The organism is Methanobacterium sp. CWC-01 (assembly GCF_030323845.1).
GTDB lineage: Archaea > Methanobacteriota > Methanobacteria > Methanobacteriales > Methanobacteriaceae > Methanobacterium > Methanobacterium aridiramus.
Genome location: NZ_CP040735.1, coordinates 24,052 through 42,856, shown reverse-complemented (window position 1 = coordinate 42,856; position 18,805 = coordinate 24,052). Strand labels below are relative to the sequence as shown.

Below are 18,805 nucleotides of genomic sequence, written 5' to 3'. Positions count from 1 at the left end.
CAGCTTCATTAATTAAATCTTTTTCTTAGACTGGATCAGTTTTCTAACCGCCTCCCGCTTAATCTCCCTCTGGTGGAGGGGCCTTTCATCCTCCATATAAATGGACAGATTCTCCTCGAAGGTCTTCTTCCCCGGGTTCTGGTAGAATATCCCCAGGGGATAGGGACCGGTCTCGATGGCCCTCCGGAAGGCCTCTACCCGGTCGGTGGGGTTGTGATCTTCCAGGTAGTAGGTGTTGTCCCGGAACCACCGGTAGGTGTTCACCCGGTTGAAGGTTACGCAGGGCTGGAATATATCCACCAGGGCGTAGCCCTTATGCAGGATAGCTTTTTTTATGATATCCCTGGTTCGTTCTATATCCCCGGAGAAGGCCCGGGCCACGAAACCAGCACCCAGAGCAAGGGCTACTGATAAGGGATTGAAGGGTTCCTCAAACACCCCCTCCACCTGGAGAGGGGTGTGGAAGTCCCGGAGACTGGTGGGACTGGCCTGTCCCTTGGTTAAACCGTAGACCATGTTGTTGTGCACCAGGTTGGTGAGGTTCACGTTACGGCGGATGGTGTGCAGGAAATGGTTACCACCCTCCCCGTACATGCAGCCATCACCACTGACATCCACCACCGTGAGCTGGGGATGGGCGGATTTGATGCCAGTGGCCGGGGATAGGGACCGGCCATGCAGGCCATTGTAAACGTTACCTTTAAGGTAGTGGGGGAGCTTACCTGCCTGTCCAATCCCGGATACCAGCACCAGATTCTCAGGCCAGATTTCCAGGTCGGCCAGGGCCATTTTCAGGGCCTTTAAGATACCAAAATTCCCACAACCCGGACACCAGGCCACATCCGCATCGGGCATGTCATAAACTTCCGGTTTCATCTACACCACCTCCCTTACACTGCGCAGCACTTCCTCCACTGAGAAGGGCATCCCATTGTACTTTAGAACCCTCTTCTGGATGTCCACCCCGGCTTCCAGCTTCAGGAGGTTGGCCAGCTGGCCCTGGATGTTGTTCTCATAGATCAGTGTTTTCTTACCTTCCAGGTACTTATCCGTGTCCGGGTGCATTGGATAAAGCTGCTGGAAGTGTAAAACACCCACATCATCCCGGTCCAACTCCCGCCGGGCCTCCTCCAGGGGATGATAGGTGGAACCCCAGCCAACCAGGAGCACCTCACAGTCGTCCTCACCGTAAAGTACCGGGGCCAGGGCCTCATCCCTCAGCATCCTGAGTTTATGGTAACGCTTCTCCACCATCCTGGTGCGCAGTTCCAGATCCTCGGTGATATGTCCCTCCTGATCGTGTTCATCAGCATCCACCACCACCAGTCCCCTTCCATAGCCAGGCACTCCCCGGGGAGAGATGCCATCCGGGGTCAACTGGTAACGCTGGTAGTTTTCCTCGGTTTCTACCAGGTACTTTTCAGGTTCCACATCCACCAGACCATCCTCCGGGAGGTTGCAGTTGAGATCGGCCAGGTACTGGTCACTGAGTATGAAAACCGGGATCTGGTACTTATCCGCCAGGTGGAAGGCCCTCTGAGATAACTGGTAGGCATCTTCCAGCTGGCCCGGGGCGAAGATGGCCCGGGCAAATTCTCCCGGACCACTGTACAGGGCCAAATTCAGGTCCTCCTGGGCGGTACGGGTGGGAAGACCCACCGCTGGTCCCGGCCGCATTCCAATGTAGATCACCACCGGGATTTCCATCATACCCGAAAGGCCCACGGCCTCGGTCATGAGGGCAAAGCCGCTGCCAGAGGTGGCTACCATACTGGGAGCCCCGGCGTAGGAAGCTCCCAGTGCCATGTTCAAGGCAGCAATTTCATCCTCGGCCTGTTCATACACCAGTCCCACCTCGGATCCATGTTCAGCCAGGAAGGTCTGGACCGCTGTGGAGGGGGTCATGGGATAGGAGGATATGAATTTACAACCACCGGCCATGCAGCCCAGGGCCACGGCCTCGCTGCCATTTAACAGAATCTGGGATGATAGTGTGGAATCTTTTTCTAGAACAATTTTGGGCCAGGACTCGGCCAGCTGGTAGCCCTTCTCCCCGGCCAGGATATCCTTCCTGAGTATCTCCTCTCCCTTCCGGGAGAACATGGCCGACAGGCATTGATTGAAGATATCAGCTTCCACCTGGAACAGACTGCACACTGCCCCGGCGGCGATGATGTTGGCGAAGATAGGCCCCCCCACCTCCTGGGCCAGTCTAGAAAAGGGCAAACCCAGGGCAACATCAGCCACCACCTTTTCATCCCCTAGAACCACCGTATCCAGAGACACCCGGTCCTGCAGGTGTTCCAGGGCCCCGGGGCTCAGGGCCACCAGCAGGTCGGTGTGCTCCCGGAAGGCCGACACCCTCTGGTTGGACACCCGGATCTGGGTGGAATTCTGACCTCCCCGCACCCGGGACATGTACTCCTTAGTGGCACAGACATTAAAACCAGTCATCTTAAAGGCCCACAGGAGTATCTGTTCCACAGTCTGGATACCCTGACCAGCCTCACCCCCCAGGACCAGAGTAATCTCATCCTTATTTTTAAACTTAAAATCCATAACAAAAACCCCCTCTAACTGCTCTAATCCATGATTAACAGATTATATATGTTTAAACCACTATTTAATTTTGTTTAAAAAAAATTCGGATAAAATTTATAATAAACCCATTTGTTTCCCTTACCAATAAAAAAAAATATTTATTACTAGTTTAGCATACCCCTACCAGAATTCCAGGATGAAACTTAGTTAGATTAATTAATTAGAGTCTCATACCTTAAAAAAGCGATCATCTGGTTATATGAGCTTGTTACACTTCCAGAAGCCACGGTACCATGGGCAGATAATACTTCGCAGGTTACTGCTGGTATTTTTGCTAAGTTACAGACGTCTTCCACTGCTCCGGGATAAGATGCTCCGGCCTGGTATTCATAAATTAAACTGTGCCCGGTTTGTTTACTAATGGATAATGCAATTTTGTAGCTTTCATAGGTCGGATATTTGGTACACAGGACGCTGTTTTTTCCAGGAACACCTCCCGGTTGAGTGGAGTGAAAATCGGCTAAAGCTTTAACTTTAAGCTGCTTGGCCATTGTTACTATTTTATTAGTCGGGGTACCGGCCTGGTTGGCCACATGGTTTGGATTCACACCATTCCAGTACCGGGTTACTGCCACTGTATTGGAAGGAATAGCGAAGGGCACCACGTAAATAGTTCCGGCCATGGATTTTTTGCTGAGATCGTTTATCAGTTTCATGACGGCTATAACTGCCGGTAGTTCGTTTCCATGCACCCCTGCCACAATCATCACTTTAGGGCCGCTTCCAGTCCCAATAGTAACCATTGGGGTCCCTTTTTTTGCAGCGGCAAGTATCTGGTCAGTAGTTGACGTATGAGGAATACTGTTGTAAACCAGGGAATTTTTGGTGATATCCCCTCCAGTTCCGGAATATATGACTTCGATCCGGGCCACGTAGGTCCCGGCACTGAAGGTGCTGATTTGGGATGTTACCCTGTTACCGGCAAGGTCGGTTAGTGCGCCGGTGTGTATGAGTAGGTTGTAGGGGGATTCTGGTAGTGGTTCGTGGGTTATGGTGAGTGTTTTTCCGTTGATGGAGAAGTTTAGGGGTATGGAAGTTCCGCTGCTGTTGACTAGTTCGATCCACATGCTTCCGGCCTGGATGAAGTCGTTGAAGGTTACCTTAAGGTCCCTAGTTATAAGCACATTCAAGGCTCCATGGGCAGGATCTATGGAGGTTACTACAGACTTCACACTGAATTTGCTGACCTGGGGTGATGTGGGGTTGCCATTGGAGTCGGTTAGTGCGCCGGTGTGTATGAGTAGGTTGTAGGGGGATTCTGGTAGTGGTTCGTGGGTTATGGTGAGTGTTTTTCCGTTGATGGAGAAGTTTAGGGGTATGGATGATCCGCTGCTGTTGACTAGTTCGATCCACATGCTTCCGGATTGAATATTCTCATTGAAGGTAACATTGATCTCCTTAGTAGCAGCCACATTGGTAGCCTTGTTAGCCGGGTCGGTGGTTGATACCCGGGGACCAATAGCATCCACCGTGAAACTGGATACATAGGCAGCGACCTGGTTACCAGCTAGATCAGTAACACTCCCGGTATGTATGAGCAATAAATGCTTCCCATTACTAAAGGGAACCTCCGGGGTGATGGTGAGCACGTTATCGTTAATGGAGGTAGTGAGGGGTACTGGGCTTCCACTACTATTTAAAACCTCAATCCAATTCGATCCAGCCTTAATATCCTCACTGAAGGTAACAGTGATTACTTGAGACTTGGATACGTTCACCTCATTCTGGGCCGGATCAGTGGCGGTAATGGTGGGGGCAGTTATGTCAGAATTCATTAGATCTTCTCCATTTAAGGTTGTCACATTTTCAACTGCAGATACTGCTCCACCAAAAACAATTCCAAATAATAAACTGAATATAAATATTGAGAATATTGAAAACCGCCTCATAAATCCTCCTCCCATTTAAAATTCTCTCTTAATTGTTTTATGTGTTGAATTTCTATATAAAAAAATAGTTGTAGGAGGTATAAGATGAATCTCAAGGAACAGTCCCAAATATTGAAGGAAGTTTTACACCTTAAGAATGAGCCAGTGGCCGTGACCTTCACCATTGACCAGATAGAATCTGATAAACATGATAAAGTGCCCATCTGCGAGGCTCTGCGCCGCACTGCCGATGGTGAGAGTTTCATACTGGATGAGAATACCTCCCGGTGTCCCGGTGGAACCTGGCACGGTGGACTTACCGAACCACCCACCGCCCAGAGGAAGAGGCGCATCCAGCGCTTCTTAACCCGTGGAGAGAAGCTTTATCATTCAGTGGTGGCTTTCGAGCGCAGCCAAACCATTAACACTCCTCCTCCCACCGGGGTGGCTGATAAGATCATCTTCACCCCCCTATCCAAGGCCAAACTCCGCCCCGATGTGGTGATCTTCCTGGTGAACCCTGAATTGGGCTGCCGGCTGCTGCATCTGGACTCCTACTGGGATGGGATACCACCCCGCATCGAGCCCACCGGGGCCCTGTGCCACGCAGTGATATCCTATTCGGTGATGTCGGGCCAGACCAACCTCTCTCTGGGAGATTGGACCGCTAGAAAACATCATGGATTTGAAGAAAACACCCTGTTTTTAACAATACCCTACGAGCGTCTGGACAACCTTATTAAAGCCCTGCCCTATTCTTCGGCTGGTAAGGCCGGGGTAAAGTTTCCGGAAGGGGAACTGTGACACCTATTTTCCAGAAATGAGCGATTCTTACCTAAATAAAATCAGTAGGCATTTTCATCCAAAAGGTGGAACAGGCTGCGGAAGAATATTCTGATGTCCAATCCTATGGTCCAGTTCTCCACGTAGTAAATGTCATACTCTATCCTTTTCTTGATGGAAGTATTACCCCGGTAGCCGTTAACCTGGGCCCACCCTGTCATCCCGGGACGTACATGGTGTTTTATCATGTACTTGGGTATCTGGTCCCGGAAGTTCTCCACAAAGAGGGGCCGTTCTGGTCGGGGGCCGATGAGGCTCATTTCACCTTTTAAGATATTCACCAGCTGGGGTAACTCATCGATACTGGTCCTGCGTATGAACGATCCGAAACGGGTCTTACGGGGGTCGTCTTTGGTGGTCCACTGTGACTTTTCCACTTCCTCATCCTGGACCTTCATACTGCGAAATTTGTACATCTGGAAGTTTTTACGGTTAAGACCCACCCGTACCTGTTGGAAGATGATGGGGCCGGGGGAATTTACCTTAACCAGGATGGCCACCACCACCAGCAGGGGTGACAGAATTATCAGGGCCACCAGTGCGAAGATGATATCTAAAATCCGCTTCATGGCATTTCTAAAGGAATTGTCCAGGGGCACGTAGCGTATCTTAATAAGGGGCATATCATCAATGAGGTCTATGTAAGGCTTAGCCGGGAAGTAACGGTAGTAGTCGGGTATGATCTCGGCTTTGATACCGTGCTTCTCACAGGTGTCTACGATCTGTTCGAAGAGGTCGTAGTGTCGTAGGGGAAGGGTGACGATGACCTGATCCACCTCTTTGGTCATTATCACCTGTTCCAGTTCCTCTATTCTACCAATGACTTGGGAATGAAGGATTTCATAACCTAAATCTTTTTTATCATCTAAAAAGCCTATGATCCGGTAGCCCAGGTAATTGTTATCTGCCACTTTCCGGCTGAACTTCTCTGCCAGTTCTCCGGCTCCTATTACCAGGATATATTTAATGTTGTAATCCTTGCTGCGGAAATACTGCAGTGTACGGCGCAGTAGGTAGCGTTCCAGGATGGAGAAGGTGGTGCTGAAAATGGCGAACATGGCCAGTAAAAACCGGGAGTAATCCGTTAAATCCAGTACAAAGAGCACCGCCACCAGAACCAGTACACCCACGATGTTGGCCTTTATGATCTCGAAGGCCTCGGATCCAATGTCCCGGCTGGTCCTCTGAGGGTCATACAGATGGAAATTATAATACAGGAGAATATACATGGGGATAATCAAAACTAGGGGCATCATGTAATGGTAAAGTCCCCATTCACTCCTACCGAAGCCCAATAGATTAGTTTCGAAGCGTATGTACCAGGCCAGGAAAAGGGAGAAGGTTATGACCGCCAGGTCGATGAAGATGAGGATCAGGTTTAAGAATCTCTGGTACTGCTTGATCATTTAAAAAGCACTCCGAATGATATCGAATTAATTAAGTTTTGGGATTCACCGGGTTTATACTTTATTTATTTAGCAAAGTACTTAAAAAACTTTCTTATTTTTAAAAAGAAAAGTTTCAACCCCCATATAACACCGATCCCCCCGTAGGTCAGGGCAGTTACATACCAGGAATACTGCATCTGGTAATGTTTTTTATAAAAGAGGTACATGGACCGGTAAAATTCATTCAGGAGTTTCTCATTAGCCCCACTACCACCCTTATGGTGGAGTATCTGGGCCGGGCTGTAGTAGATGATCTTCCACCCAGCAGATTTGATGCGATAACACCAGTCAATATCCTCCCCGTACATGAAGAAATCCTCATCCAGGAGTCCCACTTCCTGGATGGTGATCCATCTCACCAACATGAAGGCCCCCACCACACAGTCCACCGGATAGGTTTCATCCTCATCGAGATAGGTCAGGTTGTACTGGCCGAAACGCCGGCTATGTGGGAAGAGCTTGGAAAGACCAGTCATCCGATAAAAAGAGACGCTGAAGGTGGGGAAGCTCCTACGGCAGGCTAAATCCAGTCTACCATCTGGCAGTAACACCTTACATCCCAGAACCCCGACTTCAGGGTCCTTTGCCATATACTCCAGACACTTCTCCAAGCAGTCACCGATGATCTGGGTGTCCGAGTTTAACAACAGCACATACCGGGAGTTAATTTGTTCCAGGGCCAGGTTGTTGGCATGGGCAAAGCCCCGGTTTTCCGGGCTGGCAATGAAGGTTATGAGCTCCATGCCCTGGAACTCTTGCTGTAACTTCTCCAAACTACCATCCCCGGAGTGGTCGTCCACCAGGTAGATCTGGTAGTCGAAGGGATGGTCCTTTTCCAGCACCGATTCCAGGGTCTGCCGGGTTAGCTGGTAGGTGCGGTAGTTGACGATAATTATGGAGAGATCCTTCATGTTCTCTGTTATGATTGTTTCTAGAAGAAGATAAATAGTAACGTGTTTTTGATGAGTAACCACTCAATTTTAAAGTAGTTCTTCCAGTGTTTCCTCTTAAATTTTACGCGACGTATTACATTTAAAGAATGTACCCCCTCGTTTAATCCCTGGAGGTATAGTTTACCATAGCCCTGCCGTAAAAAAAACAGGTATTTGATGAAAAAGCCCATTAGCAGGAATATCATATTTACCATAAGCTGGGGCCAGGGCATGTTCTTGTAGGGGAGATAGACGTTGTTCCGGGCAGATAGTGGTATCTTGAACTGGTTGTAGCGGCCTCCGCTGGTGGCACTGCCCACATGGTACACCACCGCCCCGGGGCAGTAAACACATTTATAACCATAAATCCGGGCCCGGTAGCTGAGATCCACATCCTCCAGGTAGGTGAAGAAGTTCTCATCGAAGTAGCCAATATCCCTTAACACCTTTTTACGATAAAGTGATGCCCCCCCACAGGCACTGAACACTTCCTGGGGTTCATTGTACTTCTCAGTTGGTTTATCATAACCCACCCTCCGGGTCCAGCCCAGTATGGTGTACTCATCCCCGGCATCATCCATCTTACCCCGGTCCTGATACTGCACCATCCTGGATGACACAGCGAAGATTTTTTCATCTGTTTCTATACATTCCAGGAGGTTGGAGGTGCAGTTGTGCTCCAGTTCCACATCATTATTGAGCAGAAAAAAATAGTCAGTACGACTGGCCTTAACCCCCTGATTCACCGCTGCAGCGAAGCCCAGGTTTTTTTCATTTTCAAGGAGGGTGAAATCGGGGTAGTTCTCTCTTATAAAATCCACACTACCATCGCTGGAGCCGTTGTCCACCACGATCACCTGGTGAAGATGGTTCTGCATCCTTACCGACTCGAAGCAGGTTTTCAGGTATTGTTTGCCGTTGTAGTTAGGGATGATGACGGTTATATTCATCATAGGCACCAGAAATTATGTAAATAACTCAATTATCGGATACTTTCTTCATACTTAGCGCATACTTCCTCAGCAGAACCATCCATAACTAATCTGCCTTTTTCTAGCCATATGGCCCGGTTGCACATGTTTTTTACCTGTGCGGTGGAGTGTGAAACGAATAGTAGGGTAACCTGTCCGCCGAGTATGGATTCCATCCTGAGTCTGCTTTTTTCCTGGAATCTGGCGTCACCCACCGATAGCACTTCATCCAGGATTAATATCTCGGGCTGTACCGAGGTGGCTATGGAGAATCCCAGGCGGGCCCGCATACCAGTTGAATAATTTTTCAAGGGCACGTCAATGAAATCTTCCAGTTCAGAAAATTCAACGATCTCCTGGTATTTGCTTTCTAAAAAATCCTTAGAGTAGCCCATCAGGGCTCCGTTAAGAAATATGTTCTCCCTACCAGTGTAGTCCGGATCAAATCCAGATCCAATTTCTAATAAAGGTGATATTCGTCCTTTAACTTCTATACTGCCTTCTGTGGGTTTCATTACTCCTGAAATTAATTTGAGTAACGTACTTTTCCCAGCGCCATTTAAACCCACCAGCCCAACCCGGTCACCCTGTTTTACTTCCAGTGAAACCTTCCTAAGGGCCCAGAATGGCTGGAATCTCAGTTGCATTTTCAAAAATTTGATAACGTACTCTTTGAGGTTGTCGGTTTTCTCCTGGCTCAGGTTGAACTTCATTCCCACGTTATCAATCTTTATAACTGTTTCTTCCAATATTTCACCTTTCTCTTAAATGTGTAGTATGAATTTGTCCTGGGATTTATAAAAAACAAACAATCCGGTTAGTAGTATAATGAGTGATGATACTGCCGGCCACAATAGCTGTAAGGGGTCATAAATGGTTCCGAAGATAAAAACGCTCCTACAGGACTCAATAATTCCAAATAGGGGGTTAAGTGTTTGAATGAACCTCCAGCTTTCCGGTACGATGCTGGCCGGATAAAAAATAGGTGTGGCGTACATTAGGAGAGTTAAAAAGACCCCGTATAAATGTTCTATATCCCGGAAGAACACATTAAAAGTAGCTAAGATCAGACCGGCGCCTATGGTTAAAACGAGTAACACCATGATGGGCAGGATGGTTAGTACCAGGTAAATGGTGAAGGGGGCATTAGTGGCTAACATCACCAAGAGCAGGACAACCAGTGACAGTATGAAGGTTACAAAGTTGGAAATTATCACCGCCAATGAGTAAATGTACTTGGGAACGTAAATGGTTTTTATTATAGAAGCGTTACCCCTAATGGAGCGCATAGCAGCACTGGAACCGCTGGCAAAAAATGTGAAGATCAGCCGGCCAGTTAATAGGTACACCGGGTAGTTGCTTACTCCGAAGCCCTTGAAAAGTGTGGAAAAGATGATGGTCAAAACGATCATGGTCAGTAGGGGTTCTAGAAAACTCCAGAATATTCCCAGAACAGATCTCCGATATTTAATTTTGATATCCCGGGATACCAATTGGTTAAGTAGAAATTGGTACTTTTTAAAATTTGCAATAAATCTATGATCTAATATCATCAATTAACTCCATTTAAGGTTAGATTGGAAGCCACCTTTAGATGTTTCGTTTTAATTACCAATCTGATAATATTCAAAGCCCAAATCTATAAGGATCTGTGGATTGTACTGATTTCTACCATCTAAAATAATTTCATTTTTCATTCGCTCTTTGATCTCGTCAAAATCGGGACTTCGGAATTCCTTCCATTCGGTGACCAGGAGGAGGGCGTCCGCATCATTTAAAGCATCATACTTGTTTGGTGAAAATTCTATATGGGGATTGTTTTTAAAATAATACCGCTGGGCATTGGTAGTTGCTTGTGGGTCATAGGCCTTTATTTTAGCACCTAATTTAGTTAACTCCTTAATGATTATCACCGCTGCTGACTCCCTCATATCATCAGTTCCAGGTTTAAAGGCTAAACCCCACACTGCAAAGGTGTATGGTGATAGATCCTTTCCAAATCTCTTAATTATCTTATTCACCAACACCAGTTTTTGTTTTTCGTTAACCAGTTCCACTTCCTTGAGTATCCTGGATTCATAGCCATATTCTGAAGCGGTTTTGATTAAAGCTTTAACGTCTTTGGGGAGGCAACTTCCTCCGTAACCACAGCCAGGATACAGGAAGCTGTATCCTATTCGGGTGTCACTGCCCATCCCTTCCCGGACATTATTTATATCGGCCCCCACCAGTTCACAGATATTGGCCATTTCATTCATAAATGAGATGCGTGTGGCCAACATGGCATTGGAGGCATACTTGGTCATTTCCGCACTGCGCACATCCATTATTATGAATTGTTCATGGTTAATGGTGAAGGGGGTGTATAATTCCTTCAGGGTTTCTATCACTCCCTCATTATCAGATCCAATGACCACCCTTTCCGGGCGTATAAAATCTGATACTGCTGAACCTTCCCTTAAGAATTCAGGGTTTGAGGCTACATGGACCTGGTAAGTCACCCCCCTTTTTTCTAGCTCTTGATCTATGGTTTTTTTCACCTTCTCAGCAGTTCCCACCGAAACAGTGGACTTATTCACCACGATCAGGTTGTGGGATAGGATTTGCCCAATTTCTCTTGCCGCACTCCGCACATAATCCAGGTTCGCACTCCCATCCTCACCCATAGGGGTTCCCACTGCTATGAAACAGATATCAGAATTATCAAGGCCTTTTTTTAAGTCGGTGGTGAAATGAAGGTCACCATTATCCTGATTTTTAATTACCAGTTCCTCTAGTCCCGGTTCATAGATGGGGATGATGCCCTTCTGGAGATCTTCAACTTTCCCCTGGTCAATATCGACACAGAAAACCTTGTTTCCCATCTCTGAGAAGCAAGTTCCAGTGACTAAACCAACGTATCCTGTTCCAATAACTGTAATTCTCATGTTATCATCTGAATTAATTAATTAGGTTCATCATAGATTAAAGCTGCAGTTCATACCATAAAGTCAGGGTTTTTTTAAGGGTTTGTGCCCTGTTTTGGTAGGTGTGATTTTGGAGTGTGTATTTTTGCAGTTTTTGGGCGATTTTTATCCTTTTTTCGGGGTGGGTTAAGTAGTATTCGAGAAGTTGTGCCAGTTCTTCCTTGGTGGTGAAGTAGGGTAGCAGGCCCTTAAAGGTTTCTTCTGCTCCGATTTTACCATTGGTTATTACCAGGGTCCCGGTGGCCAGGGCATCGTAGACCCGGCTGTTCACAGCACCGTACTCTTTAGTAACATGGTTGGCGTCATCGATGACGATTTTGGTGGAGGCGTAGACCGCTGGCAGGTCGGAGTAGTTGATAAATCCCTGGTAATAGTCCTGGAATTTTTCGAATTGCTCCCAGTTTTTACCGTACAACTTGAACTGGAAGGGAAGACTCTCCGGATCCAGCATGGTGATTATATCCCGCTCACTATCCCAGTAGCTACCGGTGAAACAGTAATCACAGGAAAACTCCTCCCGCGGTGCAACATCCTCATTAAATCGGGAAATATTGGTGGCAATGGGGAGTAAAACTGCATATCGTTTGCTATTCTTTTTAATGTAGTCACATGCGGTTTGGCTGGAAGCGAAGATGAGATCATATTCCGGTAGACCGGGATGTGCCGCCCAGCGGTCGAACCAGTTACGGGGCCAGGCAATCTTTACCAAATAATGATTGTTACTTCTGACCTTCCGGGGATCGTAAGCATCGAGTAAGGATATAAGTACGTCTATCTCATCAGGGACATTGTACCAGTTTTCAGGGTCACTTCGGGGTAGAAAATGGACTCCCCAACCCAGTTCCTGGAGGGCTTCGCCAAGTTCCATTGCAGTGAAGTAATCCCCGGCAGAAGCATCCACACCACACTCGGTAACCACGAAGGCAACATTAAGTGCCTTTTCCGAGAAGATACCCTTGTCTTCCAATTTATCCTCATAAAAATGTTCAGAAAGCCAGTCAAACCATTTATCCATGAGAAGATTGCGGTTTTTTTCAAATTTTTTATCTCTATGGTTGAAATCCTCAATTTTCTCATCCGATCCAAATTCATAGTGGAATAAAAGTGCGGTAGGACAGTAGATATGCTTATAACCGTTTTTTAGTAATTTAAGACAGAAATCCACGTCTTCGTAACCATAATAGTAATCTTCATCCAATCCACCCACTTCCTGATACAAATCTTTTTTGACAAGCAAAGCAGCCGCCGTATTCCCGGCACTGTAATGCTCCGAATTATAGGCTGAATCAAATGGTTCTCCTCCACTGCCGCGGTTGTATGGCCGGAAGAAATTATGGAGATTCTGAAACACTATCCCGGTATGTTGAATCCGGAAGGAATTGTGTTTATTAAAAACAGATGCTGAACAGTCGGGATAAACCAGTTTAGCCCCTACCGTACCTACTCTCTGGTACTTAAGTCCGGTGTGCATCATCTGATTAAGCCAACCATAGGTGGGTTCGGTGTCATTATTAAGGAGCAGCACATATTCCCCATTGGCAACCTTAACCGCTTGGTTATTGGCCTTGGAAAATGATTCATTCTTGGTATTTTTAATTATATTCAATGGGATTTCAGTAGCAATTTCTTCTAAAAAACTCACCGAATCATCAGTAGAAGCATTATCCACAACTAGGACCTCATAATTAGGGTACTGGATATTCTTTTCAAAGTCTTTAAACAACCTTTTCAGGTGTTCCATGCCATTCCGGTTTAATATGATGATGGAAACTAGCGGTGCGGTATCATCAAAGGGATGAAGATCGAAAAGTGAACTATTTTTCTTCAAAATTTCTTCATGCCTGGCCTGGGCTTCCCTCTCAGTCAGCACCACGGCTGGTTTGGGGGATGGTTCTGTAACTTGGTAGGTTTTTCTTTTTTCTTTTTTTCCGTAGAGGCTGTAGTGTATGAGGGGGTTTAGTTTGGATTTTTGGACGTCGGGGTAGGTTTGGGTGTAGTATTTGGTGTCGAATTGGGGGTGGGGGTTTCTTCCTTCCTGATAGCCGTGATACAAGTAGTGAAGCAGGGGATCTGCACCTGAAACTCTCACGTCGCCGTTGTTTTGGAGGTAGTATCCGATGTTGAATAGGTGGTTCTTTCGGATGGCGTGGTGGCCTTTGATGTTTAGGTAAGTGTTTTTCAGGCCCTGGTTGTTCCGGTTGAGGATGATGTACAGGCTGGGGAATTTTGAAATGAGTTTCTGCTTGAAGGAGCGGTTTTTATTGCTCTGATATTCCAGTTCATAAAATCGAGCAGTGAGATTATCAAGCTGACCACTCAACACACCCAAATCCCTCGTCTCTTTTCGAATTGATTCGATTTCTTTTATGGTGTCAATGAGAATTTCTTTTTTCATTTTTCACACTCAATACTCACAACTTCAGAGGTAACGATCAGCTAAATCAAGTGATGTTTTTAAATTTTGATCAACAAATCATTTTTGAACATCTAAAATCTGCTTAATCCACTCATTGTTTAAACTAATACCTTCTCTTAAGCCTATTTTAGGGTTCCATCCCACAGTCTCGTTAATTTTGGTTATATCCAGAACGATTTTGGATACATTCTCTATTCCAAAGTTTCCTTTTTTCAGTCTCAGTTTATAGCCCAGAACCGATTCGATTTCGGTTAGAATTTCAGTTAGGGAGTGTCCCCTTCCGCTTCCAACGTTAAAGATGTTATTTTCGGCACTTTTATTTTCGGCAACTTCTAGGGTGGCATCCACCAGGTCCGAGATATAAATATAGTCCCTAACCGAGGCATCAGGATTTCCTATGATCTCGGTTTCATTACCGGCATGATAATCATATAAAACCTTATTTATTACCCCCACACCGCTAAATGGGTTTTGGAACTGGCCATAGGGGTTGGAATATCGGCATATTACGTATTTAATTCCATATTTAGAGCTGTAATATTTTAAAAAGTTTTCCACGCACACCTTCCCTATTCCGTAGGGTGATATGGGCATCAGGCAATGATCTTCATTAACCGGCATATCTCCGGGTTCACCGTACACCGTACCCCCCGAGGAGGCTAAAATTAATTTTTTATTCTTATATTCCTTTATAATCTCTAAGGTGTTTATAAAGCTTTCAATATTGCCTAATTCGATTAGACTATCACTGGATGAATCTCTTACATTGGAAGTGGAGGCCAAGTAGATTATAATATCGGTGGCGTCCACCAACTCTTTCACCAGGTCAGTATCGCTTAAATCGTTAATGAAACTCTTAAAATGTTTATCATCAATATTTTTGGTGTTGGAATCGTAAACATCAATACAATAGACATCCCTTCCCTTTTCAAGGAGTTTGTATATGATGTTTGTACCAATAAAACCATTACCACCAATCAGCAAATATTTATACATGGGATAGACGCTCCACAACAATGAATTCTTTGTTTGTTAATTTTAAAGAGACAAATTCAACACTTTTAATGGAAAAATCCTGGCTGCTTAAAAATTCTTTTATCTGATTGTTTATGATCTGGTCGTTGGATAATTGCAGGACCAATATTCCCTCTCCACTTAATTTATCAACAATGTTAGTGAGCAGTTTCTTATATTCAGTGCCTAAATCCATATTAGTGATTAACACGTCAGTTTGTTCAGTTAAATCCTCGAAAACGTCATCTAAAGGCTCTTTGATGCTAATTTTGGAGTATTTCTGATTTACCAATTTGAAAAATGGTTCGGTGAGTGTGTTGTGGATGCTGTTATGGTCTAATAATAAGGTGCACTTTAAGGAACGGTGTGTTTTATCTGTTTTCCCAATTATCCGGTATATGGCCCTTTCAGAACTGTCAGAATTGCAGGAAGTACATATATTATCCTTCAATTGGCCATGGCAGATATTGCAATTTAAGGTGCTCTGTTCTATCTGGTTTGTTTCCTCTAATTTTAAAGGATGCACCAAGGTTGTGTTCTCATCAAGGAAGGTGAAAACTCCTGGACGGGTTTTTTTACTAAGTGAAACCCAATCTGGGACTTCACCTAACTCCCAGCCGTTACTTTCCAGGTAGTAACTGTATTCCACGTCCATATGACCCTGGGGTAGAAGTGGATTGAATCCTCCGCTTTGTTGGTAGGCTGCTCTCCGTAGAATATAGGCCCCGCCTTGCACGTGTCGGAATGGAACGTCATCTTTTCCTAGGATATGTTCTTTATTCCTAAATTTCTTAAACCATTCCTGTTCTCGGTAGGTTCTTCCATTGTAGAAACTCGGTGAATGAATCAGGTTGCCAGCGATTCCCACCTGTGGATGTTTTTTCATGTAACTTAAAGCTTCACGTTCCCAGTCATGTTCTAGAACAAATCCTTCATTACTGCAAATGTAAATGGCAAATTCGTTTTCCATTTTCTCTAAAGCCAGATTAGATGCTGGACCGCACTGTATATTTTCTTTTAGGAATATCAGGGAGATGTTCGGATATGATTGTGAATATTCCAGAAGGAAGTTCTTGAAATCTTCATCACTACCATTGTCGATTATGGTTAAATCAAAGTCAAGAGTGGTGTGTCTGAAAATACGGTCCAAAATTTCCTTCATGGTCTCTAAATCTTTATAATCCCCTTTCTGGTAGGTAACCATGAATATGTCGATTTTATGGTTGCTCCAGATATCGACCATGGTCTCGATGGTTTCATTCACATTGGAAATTTTCTGCACCTGTTCCTGGGCATGTCTCAATGTGGCGGTCAGATCGTTTAGGGGCATGTTTTTAACGTGAAGTATTTTACTGGCCAGAGCCGAGGGGTCATCGGGATCAACCACGAATCCTGAATAATCGTTTAAAACAAATTCGGGTATAGAAGACACATTGGTGGTTATAACGGGGATTCCATAGGCCATGGCTTCAAAAATAACCGTGGGCATCCCATCCATGTCTCCGTTAGCGGCTCTTCTGCAGGGTAATATAAATATATCCCCGTCCTGGTAGCTTTCCTTAAGAGCAGCATCACCCTTAATGGGGCCTTCGAAGATAACATTCTTCAATTCCAATTCTTCACACTGCTTTTTCAGGTCCTCTTCCAGCGGGCCGTAGCCATAAATTTTAAAGGTCAGATCCTCATTTTCCAAAATTTTAGCGGCCTCAATAAGGGTATCAATTCCTTTCTTTTCAATGAACCGAGCAATGGTTATTACATTTTTAATCTCCCGTTTGAACCGGGGGTCATCCAGATTAATCTTTTCAATTTCGTAGCTGGTGGCCTGACGTAAAAACATGATCTTCTGTTCAGGAACACCCCTCTGAGCTAAATAATTAAAATGGAACTTTCCAGGCACATAAATCCTCAAACACAGATCATTTCTACTAATTTCACCGATCTTATTCCGTTCATCATTTAGATGATGGAAGATATCTATGGCATGGGCAGAAATGGTGAAAGGAACCCCAGTAGCTTCGGCAGCAGGGTAGGTGAGCAGGGTGCAGGCCGGGTAGACAAAATGGGTGTGCATTACGTTGATATCATGTTCCTTGATTTTCTTAATCAGTTCCGGGGCATCTTCAATGTGGATAGCTTCAATTTCAAAATCAAGTTTAGCCTCTTTATCTGGTCTGGTTTTGTAGAAAACTTTCACATTATAGTTATTTTCAACCAACCACCGTAACTCATTCATTACAAAGGTCTGTGATAGTGCCGGGAAATCCCATAACACATAAGCGATGTTCAATTTCTCAGGTTTCCCTCGTACCTGGCGGTGGAATGTTTTTTCCGAGTCGATTTTCTCCAGAATTTCCAGTTCAGATGTTGAAGTTCGGGAGCGGTAGGTTTTTCTTTTTTCTTTTTTTCCGTAGAGGCTGTAGTGTATGAGGGGGTTTAGTTTGGATTTTTGGACGTCGGGGTAGGTTTGGGTGTAGTATTTGGTGTCGAATTGGGGGTGGGGGTTTCTTCCTTCCTGATAGCCGTGATACAAGTAGTGAAGCAGGGGATCTGCACCTGAAACTCTCACGTCGCCGTTGTTTTGGAGGTAGTATCCGATGTTGAATAGGTGGTTCTTTCGGATGGCGTGGTGGCCTTTGATGTTTAGGTAAGTGTTTTTCAGGCCCTGGTTGTTCCGGTTGAGGATGATGTACAGGCTGGGGAATTTTGAAATGAGTTTCTGCTTGAAGGAGCGGTTTTTATTGCTCTGATATTCCAGTTCATAAAATCGAGCAGTAAGATTATCAAGCTGACCACTCAACACACCCAAATCCCTCTCTTTTTTCTTCAGGGCCTGGATTAAGATATCCTTCTTTCTGATTAACTCGTTGGATACAGTCAGTTCTTCTTCAGTTTGACCTAATTTATCTTCAGTTTCCTCTAACTGAGATGTGATTCGGTGATTAAGACTTCTTGCTTCACTTTCGGCAATAGTTAATTTCACTCGCTCCTTTTCCAGGATATGGGCCAGATCAACATTATGAATAACGGTATCTATCATTTCGTCCAGTTCAGGGTCTTGGGGGCTTAAAATTCCAAGTCCAAAAAATGCATCGACACACCTAAAACTAAGTTTTAGATGAGACTCTTCCCTGAAGTCTTCTAAAGCAGTTAAAACTCCATTTTTAGGATCATTATCATTTATGGAGTTAAAAAGGCCCGGGTTCAGTCCACCCTTCTCGGCCAGGTGGGACTGGCCGGGGAGTATTCCCTGTCTCTGGTACTGGTGTCGGTACTCTTGGGGGATGGTTTCTGGATCGTAGTAGAGGTCGCGTCGGGAGTAGGGCCAGCCTACATCATGTAAGAATATGATTGGATATTTCTCTTTATTTTTAAAACTCTCTTCTATGGCTTTTAATTCATGGTAGACAGTGTACCAGTTATGATCACCGTCTAATAAGATGGCGTCATAATCTTCTAATTGGGGTAATCGGTCCAGACTCAGTTCTTGGTAAATTTCGAATTTATCCCCATATTCTTCTTGGTATTGATCCACATCGAACTTGGGAAGGGGATCAATAGCCGTCATATGGGCATCATGGTCCCGGCAGTATTCTAAAATGTTTCTGGTATTTATACCATCATCGGAACCCACTTCAACTATATATTTGGCATGGATGCCTTCTAGAATGGGGCGCATCACACTATTCCACAGACGATTCATGTTATTTTTACCTCTTCAAATCTGAATCAAGTATTATCAGTTC

The 18,805-nt window shown here is 45.2% G+C and carries 14 protein-coding genes; 2 read left to right on the top strand and 12 right to left on the bottom strand.

The genetic code is table 11. The annotated features are described in order from the left end of the window. Positions 1 to 12: 12 nt before the first annotated feature. The 3 genes from FGU46_RS00185 to FGU46_RS00175 all read right to left on the bottom strand — a co-directional run bounded on the left by FGU46_RS00185 (position 13) and on the right by FGU46_RS00175 (position 4,376). Positions 13 to 876, bottom strand: a complete 864-nt coding sequence (locus FGU46_RS00185) for a thiamine pyrophosphate-dependent enzyme (RefSeq protein WP_286475265.1) — start codon at positions 874 to 876, stop codon at positions 13 to 15. Further along, on the bottom strand, positions 877 to 2,559 hold the full coding sequence (locus FGU46_RS00180; protein ID WP_286475263.1) for a 2-oxoacid:acceptor oxidoreductase subunit alpha: 1,683 nt from the start codon (positions 2,557 to 2,559) through the stop codon (positions 877 to 879). Between the two features lie 194 nt (positions 2,560 to 2,753). After that, positions 2,754 to 4,376, bottom strand: coding sequence for an Ig-like domain-containing protein (locus FGU46_RS00175; protein WP_286475261.1), 1,623 nt, complete (start codon positions 4,374 to 4,376; stop codon positions 2,754 to 2,756). Here FGU46_RS00175 and FGU46_RS00170 point away from each other — a divergent pair. Continuing rightward, positions 4,363 to 4,509, top strand: coding sequence for a hypothetical protein (locus FGU46_RS00170; RefSeq protein WP_286475258.1), 147 nt, complete (start codon positions 4,363 to 4,365; stop codon positions 4,507 to 4,509). The two genes, FGU46_RS00175 and FGU46_RS00170, sit on opposite strands and share 14 nt — an antisense overlap. A gap of 65 nt (positions 4,510 to 4,574) precedes the next feature. Next, positions 4,575 to 5,273 (top strand): DUF169 domain-containing protein, encoded by a 699-nt coding sequence (locus tag FGU46_RS00165; RefSeq protein WP_286475256.1) that lies wholly within the window; start codon positions 4,575 to 4,577, stop codon positions 5,271 to 5,273. 41 nt (positions 5,274 to 5,314) lie between these two features. Here the strand turns inward: FGU46_RS00165 and FGU46_RS00160 are convergent, their stop codons facing one another. The 9 genes from FGU46_RS00160 to FGU46_RS00120 all read right to left on the bottom strand — a co-directional run bounded on the left by FGU46_RS00160 (position 5,315) and on the right by FGU46_RS00120 (position 18,762). Beyond that, positions 5,315 to 6,718: an undecaprenyl-phosphate glucose phosphotransferase gene (locus tag FGU46_RS00160; protein WP_286475253.1), complete on the bottom strand. Its 1,404-nt coding sequence runs from the start codon at positions 6,716 to 6,718 to the stop codon at positions 5,315 to 5,317. Positions 6,719 to 6,783: 65 nt separating this feature from the next. Next, entirely contained in the window at positions 6,784 to 7,671 is an 888-nt protein-coding gene (locus FGU46_RS00155) for a glycosyltransferase family 2 protein (protein WP_286475251.1), read from the bottom strand. Between the two features lie 20 nt (positions 7,672 to 7,691). Next, positions 7,692 to 8,645: a glycosyltransferase family 2 protein gene (locus tag FGU46_RS00150; protein ID WP_415926578.1), complete on the bottom strand. Its 954-nt coding sequence runs from the start codon at positions 8,643 to 8,645 to the stop codon at positions 7,692 to 7,694. A 29-nt stretch (positions 8,646 to 8,674) separates the two neighbouring features. Further along, positions 8,675 to 9,412 carry an ABC transporter ATP-binding protein gene (locus FGU46_RS00145; RefSeq protein WP_286475248.1) on the bottom strand — a complete coding sequence of 246 codons (738 nt, stop codon included), beginning with the start codon at positions 9,410 to 9,412 and terminating at the stop codon, positions 8,675 to 8,677. A 15-nt stretch (positions 9,413 to 9,427) separates the two neighbouring features. Beyond that, positions 9,428 to 10,216 (bottom strand): ABC transporter permease, encoded by a 789-nt coding sequence (locus tag FGU46_RS00140; RefSeq protein ID WP_286475246.1) that lies wholly within the window; start codon positions 10,214 to 10,216, stop codon positions 9,428 to 9,430. A 51-nt stretch (positions 10,217 to 10,267) separates the two neighbouring features. Further along, a complete protein-coding gene (locus FGU46_RS00135; RefSeq protein ID WP_286475243.1) occupies positions 10,268 to 11,590 on the bottom strand; it encodes a UDP-glucose dehydrogenase family protein in 1,323 nt (440 codons plus the stop codon). A 37-nt stretch (positions 11,591 to 11,627) separates the two neighbouring features. After that, entirely contained in the window at positions 11,628 to 14,024 is a 2,397-nt protein-coding gene (locus FGU46_RS00130) for a glycosyltransferase family protein (RefSeq protein WP_286475241.1), read from the bottom strand. 78 nt (positions 14,025 to 14,102) lie between these two features. Next, positions 14,103 to 15,041 carry a GDP-mannose 4,6-dehydratase gene (locus FGU46_RS00125; protein WP_286475238.1) on the bottom strand — a complete coding sequence of 313 codons (939 nt, stop codon included), beginning with the start codon at positions 15,039 to 15,041 and terminating at the stop codon, positions 14,103 to 14,105. Continuing rightward, positions 15,034 to 18,762, bottom strand: a complete 3,729-nt coding sequence (locus FGU46_RS00120; protein WP_286475235.1) for a glycosyltransferase — start codon at positions 18,760 to 18,762, stop codon at positions 15,034 to 15,036. The genes FGU46_RS00125 and FGU46_RS00120 overlap by 8 nt, the downstream gene beginning before the upstream one ends. Positions 18,763 to 18,805: the final 43 nt, after the last annotated feature.